This window comes from Flavisolibacter tropicus (assembly GCF_001644645.1).
Lineage (GTDB): Bacteria > Bacteroidota > Bacteroidia > Chitinophagales > Chitinophagaceae > Flavisolibacter > Flavisolibacter tropicus.
Genome location: NZ_CP011390.1, coordinates 5,039,689 through 5,055,942 on the forward strand (window position 1 = coordinate 5,039,689; position 16,254 = coordinate 5,055,942).

Annotated in this window: 10 protein-coding genes; 5 read left to right on the forward strand and 5 right to left on the reverse strand. The window is 41.4% G+C overall.

Annotation, left to right across the window (positions count from 1 at the left end; translation table 11 throughout):
• Window positions 1-18 precede the first annotated feature (18 nt).
• Window positions 19-1,557 (reverse strand): amino acid permease, encoded by a 1,539-nt coding sequence (locus tag SY85_RS21570; protein ID WP_066407578.1) that lies wholly within the window; start codon window positions 1,555-1,557, stop codon window positions 19-21.
• A gap of 160 nt (window positions 1,558-1,717) precedes the next feature.
• Here SY85_RS21570 and SY85_RS21575 point away from each other — a divergent pair, with 160 nt between their 5' ends.
• The 5 genes from SY85_RS21575 to SY85_RS21590 all read left to right on the forward strand — a co-directional run bounded on the left by SY85_RS21575 (window position 1,718) and on the right by SY85_RS21590 (window position 6,306).
• A complete protein-coding gene (locus SY85_RS21575; RefSeq protein WP_066407584.1) occupies window positions 1,718-2,953 on the forward strand; it encodes a dicarboxylate/amino acid:cation symporter in 1,236 nt (411 codons plus the stop codon).
• A 99-nt stretch (window positions 2,954-3,052) separates the two neighbouring features.
• Window positions 3,053-3,754, forward strand: a complete 702-nt coding sequence (locus SY85_RS21580; protein ID WP_066407587.1) for a DedA family protein — start codon at window positions 3,053-3,055, stop codon at window positions 3,752-3,754.
• A complete protein-coding gene (locus tag SY85_RS26010) occupies window positions 3,754-4,002 on the forward strand; it encodes a hypothetical protein (RefSeq protein WP_226998936.1) in 249 nt (82 codons plus the stop codon). The genes SY85_RS21580 and SY85_RS26010 overlap by 1 nt, the downstream gene beginning before the upstream one ends.
• Complete coding sequence (locus SY85_RS21585; RefSeq protein WP_236938258.1) at window positions 3,999-4,994, forward strand: MFS transporter; 996 nt, start codon at window positions 3,999-4,001, stop codon at window positions 4,992-4,994. The genes SY85_RS26010 and SY85_RS21585 overlap by 4 nt, the downstream gene beginning before the upstream one ends.
• A gap of 304 nt (window positions 4,995-5,298) precedes the next feature.
• Window positions 5,299-6,306 (forward strand): glycosyltransferase family 9 protein, encoded by a 1,008-nt coding sequence (locus tag SY85_RS21590; RefSeq protein ID WP_066407589.1) that lies wholly within the window; start codon window positions 5,299-5,301, stop codon window positions 6,304-6,306.
• 119 nt (window positions 6,307-6,425) lie between these two features.
• Here SY85_RS21590 and SY85_RS21595 read toward each other — a convergent pair whose 3' ends face one another.
• The 4 genes from SY85_RS21595 to SY85_RS21610 form a co-directional block, all read right to left on the reverse strand.
• Entirely contained in the window at window positions 6,426-9,491 is a 3,066-nt protein-coding gene (locus tag SY85_RS21595) for a sensor histidine kinase (protein ID WP_066407591.1), read from the reverse strand.
• A 229-nt stretch (window positions 9,492-9,720) separates the two neighbouring features.
• Window positions 9,721-12,792 carry a ligand-binding sensor domain-containing protein gene (locus tag SY85_RS21600; protein WP_066407593.1) on the reverse strand — a complete coding sequence of 1,024 codons (3,072 nt, stop codon included), beginning with the start codon at window positions 12,790-12,792 and terminating at the stop codon, window positions 9,721-9,723.
• Window positions 12,793-12,980: 188 nt separating this feature from the next.
• A complete protein-coding gene (locus tag SY85_RS21605) occupies window positions 12,981-13,613 on the reverse strand; it encodes an MgtC/SapB family protein (protein ID WP_066407602.1) in 633 nt (210 codons plus the stop codon).
• Window positions 13,614-13,899: 286 nt separating this feature from the next.
• Window positions 13,900-15,780, reverse strand: a complete 1,881-nt coding sequence (locus tag SY85_RS21610; protein ID WP_066407604.1) for an ABC-F family ATP-binding cassette domain-containing protein — start codon at window positions 15,778-15,780, stop codon at window positions 13,900-13,902.
• Window positions 15,781-16,254: the final 474 nt, after the last annotated feature.

Genomic DNA, 16,254 nt, shown 5'->3' on the forward strand with positions numbered 1-16,254 from the left:
GTATTTTAAATAGCAGTTTTAGCTGACTTTTTCAAAGTCTTTTGCTTTTGGCAATACATCAGAATAATTTCTGAGTTTGCTACGCTTGCGGCTGTAAGAGAAATACACCACCAAACCGATGATCATCCACAAACCAGCGGCTTGTAATGTACGGGCATCGATTGCCACAATCATCAACGTACAAATAACAGCACCTAAAACAGATACTACTGGTGCAGCAGGTGTTCTAAATGGTCTTTCCATATTGGGTTCTTTCTTACGAAGGATCAATACACCTAAGCTTACCAGTACGAAGGCGAACAGTGTGCCGAAAGAAGTAAGATCACCAGCTACGTGTCCGGGAACAAATGCAGCAAACAAGCCTACAAACACAAACAATATCCAGTTAGCCTTGTAAGGTGTTTTGAAACGAGGGTGCAGGTCGCCAAAAGCTTTTGGCAACAAACCGTCATTACTCATGGTATAGAAGATACGGCTTTGACCCATTAACATTACCAGGATTACAGAAGAGAAACCAGCTAAGATCGCTACTGTTACACCAGTAGATAACCAGCTATAACCATGCATATATTGAGAAATAGCATAGGCTACAGAAGCTTCACGACCTTTTTCTGGATCAACAAAATCTCTCCATGGTGATACACCTGTTAGTACGTGACCAAACAGGATATATAAAATAGTACATACTACCAGGGAACCTAAAATACCAATTGGCATATCACGCTTTGGATTTTTAGCTTCCTGTGCAGCTGTTGATACAGCATCAAAACCAATAAAGGCAAAGAATACGATAGCCGCACCACCAAGTACACCACCCCAGCCGTGTTTGAACACACCGGAATAGTTCACAATTTCTTTACCAGCATTATCCAATACAGGAGGCGTGCCTTCTGGAATCATATAAGGTGTATGATTCTCGGGCTTGATAAACTGCCAGCCAATAACAATGAATAATATTACAATTGCTACTTTAATAAATACAATTACAGCATTTACCAAAGCGCTTTCTTGCGTACCTCTGATTAATAAAAGGGTTAACAAAAGAAGAATGACCAAGGCCGGTGCGTTAATAATTCCTTGGTGCAGCACACCAGCAGCATCAGTGAAACTTTCAAAGGGCGAGTGCGACCATTCGTACGGAACAGCCCCTCCTAATAGCTTATTTAAATATTCACTCCAGGCAATCGATACAGTAGCGGCACCTAATGCGTATTCCATAATAAGAGCCCAACCAATGATCCAGGCTATAAGCTCACCCATGGTTACATAAGAGTAAGCATAGGCACTACCCGCAATAGGGATCATTGCGGCAAACTCGGCATAACACAAGCCGGCGAAAGCACATCCAATAGCAGCAATAATAAAGGAGAGGGTTACGGCAGGACCCGCAGCTTGACCCGCTGCAGCAGCAGTACGGACAAACAAACCAGCACCAATAATGGCACCAATACCCAGGGCCACCAGGTTGCCGGCACCCAGCGTTCGTTTCAAGCCTTTCTCGCTATCGGCAGCTTGTGCCAATATCTGATCGAGGGGCTTCTTGACAAATAAACTCATAAGTGTGTTTAATTAGTGGATTCGAATAAGCTCGAAAATTAAATAATAAATCAATACAGGCATGTTTTCTTTTATAGTATTGATTTGAACCTATTTCAACAAAAGTTTTCATCCTGCCTTTTTTTTCCGATTTTCGGCCATCTGTTTATTAAATCGCTTTATGAGAAAAGGAAACCGTCTGACGTCGTATATCATTCTGGCAATGATTTTGGGGATAATAGTGGGCTACTTTGTGCATAGGAGTGCGTCGCCAGAAACTATTGACTCGTTCTCTAAAAACATAAAACTCCTAAGTAACATCTTTATACGCCTGGTGCAAATGATTATTGCGCCGTTGGTTTTCACCACATTGGTTGTGGGCATTGCTAAACTGGGCAACCTGCAAACCGTGGGAAGAGTAGGAGGGAAAGCCATCTTGTGGTTTGTTTCAGCCTCACTTGTGTCACTATTACTGGGCTTGTTGCTGGTTAACGTTTTTCAACCCGGCCATTATATTGATCTTTCTCAAACTGATACAGCGGGCTTAAAAGACCTTATGGGTAAAACGCAAAGCTTTTCTTTAGAAAACTTCGTAACCCATGTTGTTCCACGTAGTGCTATTGAAGCCATGGCTACCAACGAGATCCTGCAGATCGTTATCTTCTCTATTTTCTTTGGCGTAGCGGCGGCTGCCATAGGCGATTATGCAAAGCCGGTTATTCATGCATTAGATATTACAGCTCATATCATCTTAAAGATGGTAAACTATGTGATGAACTTTGCCCCTTTTGGTGTGTTTGGTGCTATCGCTGCTGTCGTAGCAGCTAAGGGGCTAGGTATCTTCCAGTTTTATATTATTTATTTCGCCTACTTCATCTTAGGCATTGCTATTCTGTGGGTGGTTTTGCTTACTGTAGGTTTCCTGATCTTAAAAGGCCGCACAAAAGAACTGCTGCGTCGTATCGGCAGTCCATTATTAATTGCGTTCAGTACTACTAGTAGTGAGGCTGTTTTTCCTAAACTTACAGAAGAATTAGAGCGTTTCGGTTGCCGCGATAAGATCGTATCGTTTGTATTACCACTGGGTTATTCCTTCAACCTTGATGGTAGCATGATGTATATGACCTTTGCATCCTTAGCTATTGCACAGGCCTATGGCATTCATCTTCCTTTAGGTACGCAATTGACCATGTTATTGGTATTAATGTTGACGAGTAAAGGTATTGCTGGTGTACCGCGTGCTTCACTGGTTGTAGTATTGGCTACCTGTGCCATGTTCAATATCCCGCCAGAAGGCGTAGCCCTGATCTTACCCATTGATCATTTTTGTGACATGTTCCGTACCGCTACAAATGTGGTAGGTAATGCCTTAGCCACCAGCGTAGTTAGTAAGTGGGAAGGGGAGTTAGAAGGTTAGTCAATGATGAATAGCGAATGGTAAATAAAAGGCTACTTTTATTCATCACTCACCGCTCACCATTCACGAATTGAGTTGACTTAAAACTGAAAATCCGTAATGCATCATTTCCTAGATATCGTCTTACTACAGGGTGGATTTATTCATCAGTTTATTGAATGGATCATCAATAACGGGGGCTTATATATTCTGTTATTAGTGGTTTTTGCAGAAACGGGGTTGTTTGTTGGATTCTTTTTACCAGGCGATGCATTACTGTTTGCAGCTGGTATTTATTTAGACCAATTGGCTATAGAGTTCTTTGGTTTCCCTTTTTATTTTGTTTTGCTGTTGGTCATTGTTGCTTCTGTGTTAGGCAATTTGGTGGGATACTGGTTTGGTCGAAAAACAGGTCCCTTATTATTTGAGCGCAGAGAAACATGGCTTTTCCGGAAGAAACACCTGCTACGTGCTAAAGAATTCTATGATCGATATGGTAAGGCTACCATTTTCCTGGCGAAGTTCTTACCCATTATCCGCACGTTTGCACCCATTATTGCTGGGGTAGTAAAAATGGAGCGTTCCACTTTTATTTTATATAATGTATTAGGCTCATTGGCTTGGGTGTGCAGCATGATGTTGGGAGGTTATTACCTAGAAGGTTGGATCTTGTCAGCGTTTGGCTTTAGCCTGAAAGATCACATTGAAACTATTACTATTGGTATCATCCTTATTACAACAGTACCCGTTTTATATAAATTATTGTTTTCTAAAAAACGCACAGTGCCTTTAGATGAAAACGATAAGAACCCTATATTGTAATGGATAAAAAACAAGCCTCCCTCTTCAATGTGGCCGTCATAGTAGCCGCATTGGGATACTTCGTGGATATTTATGACTTACTGCTATTCTCTATTGTTCGTGAGCCCAGTCTGGTAGCTATTGGTATCAGCAAGGCTGATACTAAAGCAATGGTCGCGGCCAGCACTCGTATCATCAACTGGCAGATGATTGGCTTGCTCATTGGGGGATTGTTTGGGGAATTATGGGCGATAAGCGCGGACGCTTGAGTGTCCTTTTTGGCTCCATCATGTTGTATTCTGTGGCTAATTTCCTAACGGGTTATGTGACTTCCGTCGATCAATATGCTTTAGCCCGCTTTATTGCTGGTATTGGCCTGGCCGGAGAATTGGGTGCTGGTATTACTTTGGTAAGTGAGTTGTTACCCAAAAATAAAAGAGGCGTAGGAACATCCCTTGTTGCGGGTATTGGTTTATTTGGAGCAGTCTTCGCTTACTTTACATATAAGTTTACTAACGATTGGAGGCTTTGTTATAAAATAGGCGGCGTACTGGGTGTTGGACTGTTGCTGTTGCGTATAAGCGTTGCCGAGAGTGGTATGTACCAGGAAGTTAAAGATCTAAATGTAAAACGAGGCAACCTGCTGATGTTCTTTAACAACGGTACCCGTTTCCGTAAATATATAATGGCTGTTTTGATCGGTCTCCCTACCTGGTATGTCATAGGCATCCTGGTCAATTTAAGTAACCGCTTTGCTACTGAATTGTATGGAGCCAATAATGTAGACAGCGGACGAGCAGTAATGTTTGCATATGTAGGTATTGCGGTAGGAGATATACTCATTGGTTTTGTCAGTCAGTATTTTCAAAGCCGTAAGAAGGCACTGTACCTTTTCTATGCGTTGACTATTATTTCGGGTATCCTGTTCTTTAGTGCCTTTAATAGTAACGATGGCCGGATGTATGCCATTTGTGCTGCTCTAGGTTTCAGCACCGGCTTCTGGGCCATTTTTGTTACCATGGGTGCCGAACAGTTTGGTACAAACCTAAGGGCTACCGCAGCTACCACGATTCCTAATATTGTTAGGGGAGGATTGTTTTTAATGAATCTCCTATTTAAGGATCTTTTTCAGGATAGTTGGGGCTGGCCGCTGCTGCGTAGTGGTGTGACCACCGGTATCATTGTTATGGCTATTACCCTCATTGCCGCTTTCTTTACCCAGGAAACCTACGGTAAGGAACTGAATTATGTAGAGAAATAACTCATAAGCTATAAAAAGGAAGAGGGCTCCATGATTGGAGCCCTCTTCCTTTTTAAGGCCATAGCGCATTGATTATTGATCATTGATCATTGAAAATTGAGTATTGAACATTCCCTCTCTCCTTCCTCATTCCTCACTTCTTCCTTCATCCTTCCTTGTTCCTTATTCATTATTCCCTTCCTTATCAACTTGTAAATCAGTCAACTCTATTAGCTAATTGTCACATCAGCTAATCAGCTAATTCTAATCCTTTCCATCACTTACAAACCCTGCCAATCCGCGGTCCTTTGCGTATTTTCGCACGATGAAGTTTTTGGTGATCCGTTTTTCTTCTATCGGTGATATTGTGCTGACGACCCCGGTTGTACGCTGCTTGAAACTGCAGCGACCCGATATTGAGATTCATTACCTGATTAAACCACAGTTTAAATCAGTAATGGCCAACAATCCCTATATCGATAAAATTCATATACTGCAGCAGGATTGGAACGCCATGATTGAAGAACTGAAAGCAGAGAAGTTTGATCAAATTATTGATTTGCATCACAACCTGCGCACCCTAAGGGTGAAAAATGCATTGAAAGTACCAAGCGAATCCTTCAATAAACTCAATATTGAAAAGTTCATCTACACCCGCCTGAAGTGGAATGTGATGCCTAAAGTGCATGTTGTAGACCGGTATATGCAAACCGTAGAACCTTTTGGCGTAAAGAACGACGGAGCGGGCATGGATTACTTTATTGCGCCTAATGAAGAAATTACATTAAAAGATATTCCTGCATCACACCATGCAGGCTATATTGCCTTAGTTATTGGGGCAAACTACTACACTAAAAAACTACCCATATACAAGCTAAAAGAGCTGTGTACTAAAATCAATCACCCCATTATTTTAATTGGTGGGAAAGATGAAGTAGATGAGGGGAATGAAGTAGCCTCTGTTGATCCCATAAAAGTGTATAATGCCTGTGGCAAGTTCTCTCTGAACGAAAGCGCTGATCTCGTTCGCAAGTCAAAATTGGTGATAGGCCATGATACTGGACTTATGCACATTGCCGCAGCACTAAAAAAGCAGGTGATTGCTGTATGGGGAAGTACTACTCCTTCCTTAGGTGTAGAGCCATACTATGGTGATAATTATTTGTATCAGCACGCCAAGCCGTTCAACAACGTTAAAGTAGAAAAGCTATGGTGTCAACCCTGTACTAAGTTTGGCCGCAATAAATGCCCTCAAGGACATTTTAAATGCATGAAAAACATTTCTATCGATGTGATCGTGCAAATAGTAGACAAACGATTAGGCAGGGTATAAAGTTGAATAGGAAGAGCTTCGCACAGTGTGCGCATTCACTATTTACTTTACACCATTGGCCAATAATTAATGACTTTCCTACTGTGGACTGTTGTCTGTCGACAGTGAATTACTCTCTCCTATGCATCCATCTGCAAAAAGATATAAGCTTTCTTTTTGTTGGTAGTGATGTCCAACGAAGCGTTCAATGCTTCTGCTCTTTTATGCATCTCTTGCCAAGAAGGTGTTTGTGCTGTTTTATCATTGCCTTCAGTTAAACAGTCGGCCTGAAACTTTAAGGTAAGTTTACTCTTAATATACTCAAGAGAAATATGAATATGCGTGCAGCCTACTTGTTCAATCATATAGGCCAGGGCATGTTTATAGAAAAGTAAAAATTCATGTCTGCACCTCATGTCCATTACCAGCTTGTCAATATTCTTATTGCTGTTTAGTTCAATAGCAATATTGTGAGTATTCTTAAAGCCAGCTGTATATTCTTTAAGGCGCAGCAGCATCTTTTCCATACTATCATTCTCTGGATCCAAGGTCCAAAGAATATCTTCCATCGATTCCATCATGTCGCGGCTCTTATGGCTGATGGTATCAATGTAATCCTTGGAGCGGTCAATGTCCTTATCGGCCTTGATCTTGGCCATCGCACTCAATACATTAATGTCACTTAGCGTTACATGTATGTCCTTATGCAAGTCGGTGGCTATCTGCGAACGCATTTGTTGTACGGTACGTAACCGTTTAAGTCTCTCCCTATCTATTAGAAAAAGAATTAGCAGACCCAATAGTGTAAGTAAGGCATAGAACCAGGTTGTTTTCCAGAAAGGCGGTTTTACTACAATATTTATTGTTGCATAATCTTTACTGGAAACACCATCTTCATTCACGCTTTTTACTTCAAACACATACTGTCCAGGAGGAATATAGTTGTATTGGGCATGGTTGCCAGCATCAGCAAGAATCCAGTCAGCATCCAGGTTCTTTAAACGGTAATAGTAACGTAGTTTTTTCTGTCTGAAAAAATGCAGGTTGCTGAATTCAATATAAACAGAGGTACTATTATACCTAAGACTTACTTCTTCCTGTTGAAGCAGCGAGTCCACAGGAAGTGTCTTATTACCTAGTCGGAAAGTGGTTACCATCGGTTGGGAAGGCCGTTCTGTTTGTACCGCTTTCAAAGGATCAAATACTACTAAGTTTTGATCAGTGCCAAAAACCAGGCGACCGTCTTGAAGTGCTAAAGCTCTGTTGGGCTCAAAGTTGTCGTAAGGAATACCATCTCTACGGTCATAAGGAATAAAGATATTCTTCTCCAGGTTTACACGACATAGTCCACTGGTCATACCAAACCACAATACCCCACGCTTATCTTTTAAAATGGAAACAGCCGTATTAGAAGGTAGGCCATTGGCGGTAGTGATATGAGTTACTTTGTTATTCTTAAGGTTGATCAGGTTCACTGTACCTGCTGCTACTATCAGCGTACTGTCGTTATATTGTAAGGCGTCACAAAGCTCATTGGTCGTTAGTTCATATCCTTTGGGTGCATCTTCTACAAAGTTGCGCAGCACTACATTTTTCTTAGGATCAACCTTTAAGAGACCCGCACTATTGGTAACAGCCCAGATCGTGCCCTGCCAATCTCTATAAAGCTTTCTGATATTGCCTGTACGGGCTACAAGTATATAGCCTTTATGCACATCGCCTTGCGCTAGTTGTTGATCCCATTTTACCAAATAGCCTCCTTGAGTGCCAAACCAAATGTTGCCATCAAGGTCTTCAATCATCTGCCGGATTGGCTCTGTTCCAAAGATGCTGTTATTGACCCATTCTACTTTCTTAGTCTTGGGATCATAAACCATTGCATTATTGCCCTGGTTTTCAAGTGTAAACCATAGCTTACCGCTGGGTGAATGTTCATGTATATCCCAAACAGTGAAGTTTTTTTGCAATGCTTTTATAGGAGCAGGTACTTCAATAGCATTGAAGTGATTGTCAAAGTAAAAGAGTCCGCGTCCCCATGTGCCAGCCCAGATATTTCCATCTTTTGTTTGTTGTATGGACATCGATAACACACCTCTTTCTACAACAGCTTCGTCTGGGCGTATCAGGCTGAATGAATTGAACACTTGACCGTCGGGGTTGAAGAGAAAAAGCCCGTTGTCTGTAGCAATCCAGATATTATTTTCTCTATCCGCGTAGCTATAGTTAGCATAGTTGAATTTGATACTCTGCTCACCCTGGTAAGTGTTGGGTAAGGCCTGAAACCGCTGCTGTTCCGGTAACCACTGGGCAAACATATATACACCATGCGCCCATAGATTGCCAGTTTTTTGCTGCACTAAACCATGTATCTCGTAGTAGTTCAGGTTTAATTCTTTTCCTGGGTTAGAGACCGTAGCTGCTCCTGTATTCCTGTTGTAATAATATAGAAGAGGTAATGCTACTGCATTTAGCTGGGCATAAAAACCAACAGCATTGTTTGTCAACATGACTACGTTAAGTATACCTGTTTCATTTTCAAAGCGCTTGATAACCGGATCTTGTTCTGTATTATGTCCTCTGTAACTAAGAAGTTTTGAAGCCGGATTGTATACTACTAGGCCCGAGTCGGTAGCAATCCAGTATCGGTGTGTCTGCCCATCCCAGGTAATGCGGTTGTGTTTCCAACTAGCAGGTAATTGTATCACGTTATGCTCTACTACAAACTGGTCGGTTTTTTCATCAAAGCGATAGATATTGCCTTTCTCTTCATAGAGGTATAACCTGCCGTCTGCTGCTTCCAAAAAGTGCTTATACAAGTAGGTTTTTTCTTTTCGCTTTAGTTGAATCGGAACGTCATTATACACAAACCGCGATGTATTAAAAATGCCAACTGTATTGTTATGACCAATCAGCCACAGACGTTTATGGCTATCAAAGTAAAGTCCTCTTAAATTATTGGTAGGAATGGATGTGTTATCATCAGGTATGGCTTTGAAGTTTAAAAACTTGTTGCCATCAAAACGTTGTAGCCCATTAATGGTACTAAACCACATGTAGCCCTTGTCATCTTGTAAGATGCTGGTAACAATATTAGAAGCCAGCCCGTTTGAGGTAGAAAAATTGGTAAATACGTATTCCTTACGTTGTTGTGCCAAAGCAACAATAGCAAAAAATAAAAAGTATGTTGCAATGACAACGGTTCTCAAGTTAGTTCGTTTTTGCTTTTTATAGGAGGTCCTATGGAGTAGGGTGGTATACAAAGTAATGGCAAGGCCGTAATTAATTGGCAGTTAAAATAAGAAAATCTGGCCTATTCAAGGATGAAATGGCTTATTCCGGACTTAAAAGACCTCAAAAAAGATATGGAATGAATAAATAAAAAAAGCGAAGCGCCTTGACCAGTAAATGCTTTTTATTCTGTAAAAAGAGGAGTTGCTAAGCATCCAGCTCTAACCAAATGCCAATCTGGTGATCTTCATTTTCGATACGCAAGTCGGCATTTAGTGCTTCAGCTCTTTTGTTCATTTCATCCTGGGCAAGTCTTGTATTTAAAGTCCCGTCTGGCATATGAGTGCTGCGTGATTTAAATTGGAGTTGAAGTTTTCCCTTTTCATAATTAAGCGTGATATGAATGGTAGGGTATAGGTTCTTTTGAATAAGAAAGGAGAGCGCGTATTTGAAAAACAGTAAGAGCTCATGTCGGCATCGCATGTCTAATATCACTTTCTTAACAGAGCGGCTGTTGTGGAGCTCTACCTCTGCTTTGTTACTGTTTTTGACTCCATATACATACTCTTGCATACGCAACAGCATTTTTTCCATGCTGTCATTCTCTGGCTCTAGTGTCCATAGAATGTCCTTGATCGACTCCATCATGTCTTGACTTTTGTTACTGATAGAGTCAATATAACCTTTAGAGCGATCAATGTCTTTATCTGCTTTGATCTTAGCCATAGCACTCAGTATATTGATATCGTTCAGGGTTACATGAATGTCTTTATGAAGATCTCCTGCAATCTGGGAACGCATTTGTTGAACAATGCGTAGCCGCTTAATACGCTCTTTATCAACCAAGAATAAAATTAATAGTCCTAGTAAAGTTAGAATGGCATAGAACAAGCCTGTTTTCCAGAACGGAGGCTTCACTTCTATATGTAATTCGGCGGACTCTTTACTAGACAAACCATCTTCGTTGACTGTTTTTACATAAAAAGTATATGTGCCGGGTTGAATATAATTGTATTGTGCTTGCTTAGTAACATCAACCTGCACCCAGTCTTTGTCTAACCCCTCCATTTTATAATAGTACCGCAAGGTTCTTTGTTTGGAGAAACTCAGATTGCTGAAACCTATGGCAATTGAACTGTTGTCGTAGTTAAGCTTTACTTCGTTCTTAAGTAAGGAGTCAATGGATAACGGTTTATTGGCAAGGTAAAATGAAGTAATGAGTGGAGACATTGGCCTTGTAGCCTGAACTGCTTTTGATGGGTCAATGAGAAGTTGGCCTTCAGTTGTTGAAAATAGGAGCTGGCCGTTGTTAAGTTGTAGCGCTTTGGCTGTTAAAAAGTTATCATAGGGTATACCATCTTTTCTGTCATAAGTGGTAAAGGTTTTCTTTTCCAGGTTCACACGGCAGATGCCACCCAATAACCCAAGCCATATAATTCCCCGTTGGTCTTTTAGTATTGAAACAATTGTATTGGCCGGCAATCCATCCTCCGAAGAGAGGTGAGTAATTTTATTATTCTTTATGTTGATCAAATTAAGATTAGCGTCTGCTGCAGCAATGAGGATACTGTCATTGTACTGCATTACATCAAAAATATCAGTGCCTAAAAGCTGATAGTCTTTACCTGTTTGTTTGCTAAAGTTTCTTACTACGCTATTCTTTTTGGGATCAAGTTTTAATAATTCGCCTTTAATGGTCACAACCCAGATAAAACCTTCCCAATCTGTATACAGCTTGCGTATGCGGCCAGGTTCGTTTGCAATAAGCTCAAATCCTTTGTTGATATCGCTTTTAGCCAGTTGTTGATTCCACTTGATAATATGACCTTCCAGCGTGCCAAACCAAAGGTTGCCATCTTTGTCTTCCGTAATGTTGCGGACGGTACTACCTTCAAAAAGCGATGTGTTCACCCATTGTATCGTTCCTTTTTGAGGGTCGTACACCAGCAAACCCTTGTTGCGCGGGTCGTCTACTGAAAGCCAAATCTTACCTGTTGGTGCATGTTCACGAATATTCCAAATGGTGATGTCCTTTTTCAGGCGTTGTAAGGGTAAGGGAAGTGTAAGAGCATTAAAATCTTTATCAAAAAGAAAGAGACCCGATTTCCAACTTCCCACAAAAAGCTTTTCGTCTTTCGTTTGTAATAAAGACATAGTAAGCACGTCTTCATCATCACGCTTTTTTTCCTGCGGACGCTCCAATCGGCGTACATCAAATAGTTGCGCATCTGGATTAAAAACAAATAAGCCATTATCTGTAGCTACCCATAAGTTGCTTTCGCGGTCTTCAAAAATGTAATTGACAAAATTGGACTTGATTTTATATTCTGCATTATAAAAGCTGGATACTGGCAGCAGCGTTCCTTTTTCTGCCAGCCACTGGGCAAACAACTTTACACCATGCACCCACAACTGGCCGTTTTTCTGATGGAATAGCCCCTGTATCTCATAGAATTTGAGTCCAAGCTGTTGGCCCGGATTTTCAACAGTTGCCGTATTGTTATTTCTGTTATAGTAAAATAATAAGTAGAAAGGATAATTTATGTTATAAAAGCTAATGGTATTATTGGCGCCTACATACAGTTTTCCAATGCCTTTTATCGTTTCAAAACGGTTAATAACCGGATCTTTTTCTACGTTGTGATTTCTGTAACTGATAAGTTTGTTGGCTGGGTTATATAATACTAACCCAGAGTCACAGGCAATCCAATATTTTTTTATAATGCTATCCCAGCTTATGTGGTTTTGTTTCCAGTTGAAAGGCAGTTTCACAAAATCTTTATTCAAAACAAACCGTGTGGCTTTGTCATCAAAGCGATAAATCGCGCCTTTCTCTTCATAGAGCAGTACTTGGCCCTCGGGTGTTTCTAAAAAATATTTCGGGATATAGCTTTTTGCGCTGTTTGCATTTTGAAGTGGAGCTTCCTGAAAGGTAAATTGAGTGGTATTGAAATAACCAATAGTATTGTTATTTCCAGCTAACCATAGCCTATGACGTTTATCAAAAAATAAAGCTTGAATATAATTGTGTGGTATCGTTTTATTGTTGCCGGGGATATTCCGGAACGTCATGAACTTGTTACCATCAAAACGCTGCAGGCCATTATAGGTGGCAAACCACATATAGCCTTTTTCGTCTTGGGCAATATGGGTAATTAGGTTGGTGGCCAGACCTCCGTTTGAAGTGGAATAGTTAGTAAATATATATTCCTTGCGATGCTGAGCCAGAGCAACGGTATAAAAAAGCAATAAAAGAATAGCAGTGCAAAAGCGTTTCAAATCATGTGTATTTTGGTGGCTCCCATGTAGGAATGTACGGTGTGTAACGTGAGCTTATAAGGTGGTAAATTACTATTAATGTTAATATAATAAGCTAAGTCTGTAAAATCCGTTTTAATACGTAAGTGTAGTCCACAGTTTTCTGAATCCGTTACTAACAACTTTACGTTTAGCCCTATTGGTATGCGCTAAAACTCAAATTCCTTTACCGTAGGGTCGTGCAAGATGCTATCAACAAATTGCTTGTGGGCCTTTTCTGTACCTAGTACCAGCCAGGAACCAAGAATATTATCTCCCACCTTTGTTTGCTTGATACGTTTAAAGCGAAGGTTGTAGTCTTTAATCCGCTTTTCATATTCGGTAAGTAAATCTTCTCTATAAGGACTTATAATTTTATAAACTCTGGATTGGTTGATCTTATCGATCACGCGCTCCAGCTTGGTTAATAAAAGTAGGGCCGCAAGAATTACAGTTGTTGATATAACGACAATTAAGTATTGGCTGGCAGCTACCCCCATGCCCAAGGCTGCAGTGGCCCAAATGGTAGCAGCTGTAGTAATACCATTTATCCGGTTCTCGTCTTTATAAATAACCCCAGCACCTATAAAGCCAATACCGGTGACTATATTGGAAGCAATGCGATCATTGGTACTGCCACTAATGCTAATGGAGAAAATGCTAAACAAATAAGAGCCAAGACAAATAAGTATAATGGTCCGGAAACCAGCGGACTTATTAAAAAACTCTCGCTCGGCCCCAATGAGGCCGCCAACTACCATTACCAGGGCTAGTTGCTTTAGGAATACATCAATAGGAGGCATATTCAACCATTTTCCAATGGTTGAATATGTACAAAAAGCTTACCCTGATACTACTAGCTAAGCTAGCAACGCCAGTACGGCTATTAGCACTGAAATACCAATAATTAAAAGGGTGTCTCTAACACCATCGTTTTGAAGTGTATTATTTTTCTTCATGCGCAAGCATTTAAATGATTACTGATTTAAGTTCAGGTTCTCAAAGGCTTACCAGATGTCAAAACGTCGGCTTTTCAAAGAGGGATTTCTACCTTAAAGATAAAAAGGAAACTCTGCAATAACAAGCATTTTATGCACTTTCGCTCAACTCTAACCATCGCATTTCCTTGGTGTCGATAGCCTCACCAATTTCACCAATTCGTACTGTTACTTGCTGTAGTTGATCATACGGAAGACTGGAGTCATTCAACTTTTCGTAAAGCGTCGCTCGTTCTTTTTCCAAGTCGGCAATTTCTTTTTCCAGCATTTCAAACTCGCGCTGCTCTTTATAAGAAAGCTTTTTCTTGGCTTTTGCTGCTTCAGGCTGTTGCGCTACTACAGCTTTTTCTTCCTTTTTTTCAGCTTGAGCTTCAGCCTGTTGCGCTTTTTGCCATTCCCGGTATTGGCTGTAGTTGCCTGGGTAGTCACGTATCACACCTTCCCCTTCAAACACAAATAAATGATCAACCAATCGGTCCATAAAATAACGGTCATGGCTAATCACAATCAGGCACCCTCCAAACTCTAGCAAAAAGTTTTCCAACACAGAAAGTGTAGGTAAATCCAGATCATTGGTCGGTTCGTCCAGTATTAAAAAATTCGGATTGCGGAAGAGTATGGACAATAAGTGCAAACGGCGTTTTTCCCCACCACTCAATTTGGAGATGTAGGTGTATTGTTGTTCAGGGGGAAAGAGAAACAAATTCAGGAATTGCGACGCGCTAAGTGTGGCACCATTGGCTAGTGGAAAGTTTTCGGCAATGTTCTTTACAAACTCTATTACCCGCATGTCTTCTTTCACCAATAAGCCAGTTTGGGAGTAATTCCCAAATACTACGGTATCACCAATATTGATCTTACCGCTATCCGGCTGTTCTAAGCCCTGAAGAACATTTATAAATGTGGATTTGCCAGCACCATTCTTTCCGACAATGCCTATGCGATCGCCCTTTTTAAATGTATAATCAAAACCGTCTAAGATGATCTTATCATCAAACTTCTTATATACTTTTTTCAGTTCGGCTACCTTACCACCCAAGCGGCTCATCTTGGCTTCCAGTTGCAGCTTCTGCTGTTGAATCTGCTGCTTGGCCTTGGCTTCTACTTCGTAAAACGCATCCTGCCGGCTTTTACTCTTTGTAGTGCGGGCTTTTGGCTGCTTACGCATCCATTCCAGCTCCTTGCGGTAAAGATTGCGGGCTTTATCTATTGAGGCGGCTTCACTTTCTTCTCGTTGGGCACGCTTCTCTAAAAAATTAGCGTAGTCACCTTTGTGAATGTATAGGGTGCCATTTTCCAGTTCCCACACTTCGGTACACACCGCATCTAGGAAGTAGCGGTCGTGGGTTACCATAAACAGGGTACTGTTCTCTTTATTCAGGTAGTGTTCCAGCCATTCCACCATTTCTACATCCAGGTGGTTGGTCGGTTCATCCATAATCAGCAACACGTGCTTGTGCTCAAAACCAATATCTATGAGGGTTCTGGCTAGGGCTACCCGCTTACGCTGGCCGCCGCTTAGGGTGCTTACCTGCTGTTGTAGCTGGTGAATATTCAGCTTGCCTAAGATCTGCTTAACCTTGGCTTCAAAGTCCCAGGCGCCTAGCTCATCCATTTGAACTAGCGTTTGACCTATGGCCGCTTCATCGCCACTGTCTACAGCCGCTTCGTATTGCTTAATGGCATTAATGGTTGGATGGGCGTGGTGAAAGATATTATCCAAAATAGATGATTGCTCCTCCAACTGGGGCTCTTGCTCAAAAAAAGCCACGTCTACATCCTTATGGATCCACACGTTTCCAGAATCAGGGAATTCCTTTTCACCAACTATTTTCAATAGGGTAGACTTACCCGCACCATTGCGGGCCACCAGGGCTATTTTATCGCCTTCAGAAATATGAAAGGAGAGATCTTGAAACAGGGGTTTTACACCAAACGATTTAGTCAAATCCTTCGCCGACACATAATGCATGCGGCAAAGATACGAAAGCTAGACTCGCTTCGCCCCCCTAAAGGGAGCGCTTCGCGCTGGATGGTGTCTCGCAGAGGCGCAGAGGACAGTGAGATTTGAACCATGGAGACACTGCGGACAAGGAGGGGCACAGAGGAAGGGTTTCTCACTGAGCGAAGGAGGAAAGAAGGACCGCAGATGATGTGGATTAATTAGCGTTACAGGATTACAACCTTAAGGTATTATGCTTTTTTGCTTTCTGTAAACCGTTGAAAGGCGCAATAGATAACTGGCTGTTCTACCCATTGCAGGAGAGGTGATGTACGCAGCATCGCCTCCGCTTCGGGGCTTGTTCGAGACTTCTTCGAAGTGCCCCGAAGGAATCTCGAACAAGTCCCGAAGCAGTATGGACAAAAGGTCGACGTTGGACGCAGCAAAAGGTAAGGGAAAGGTAGTTGATGTTTCTATACATGTGCCTTTGAACATGTCCTTTAA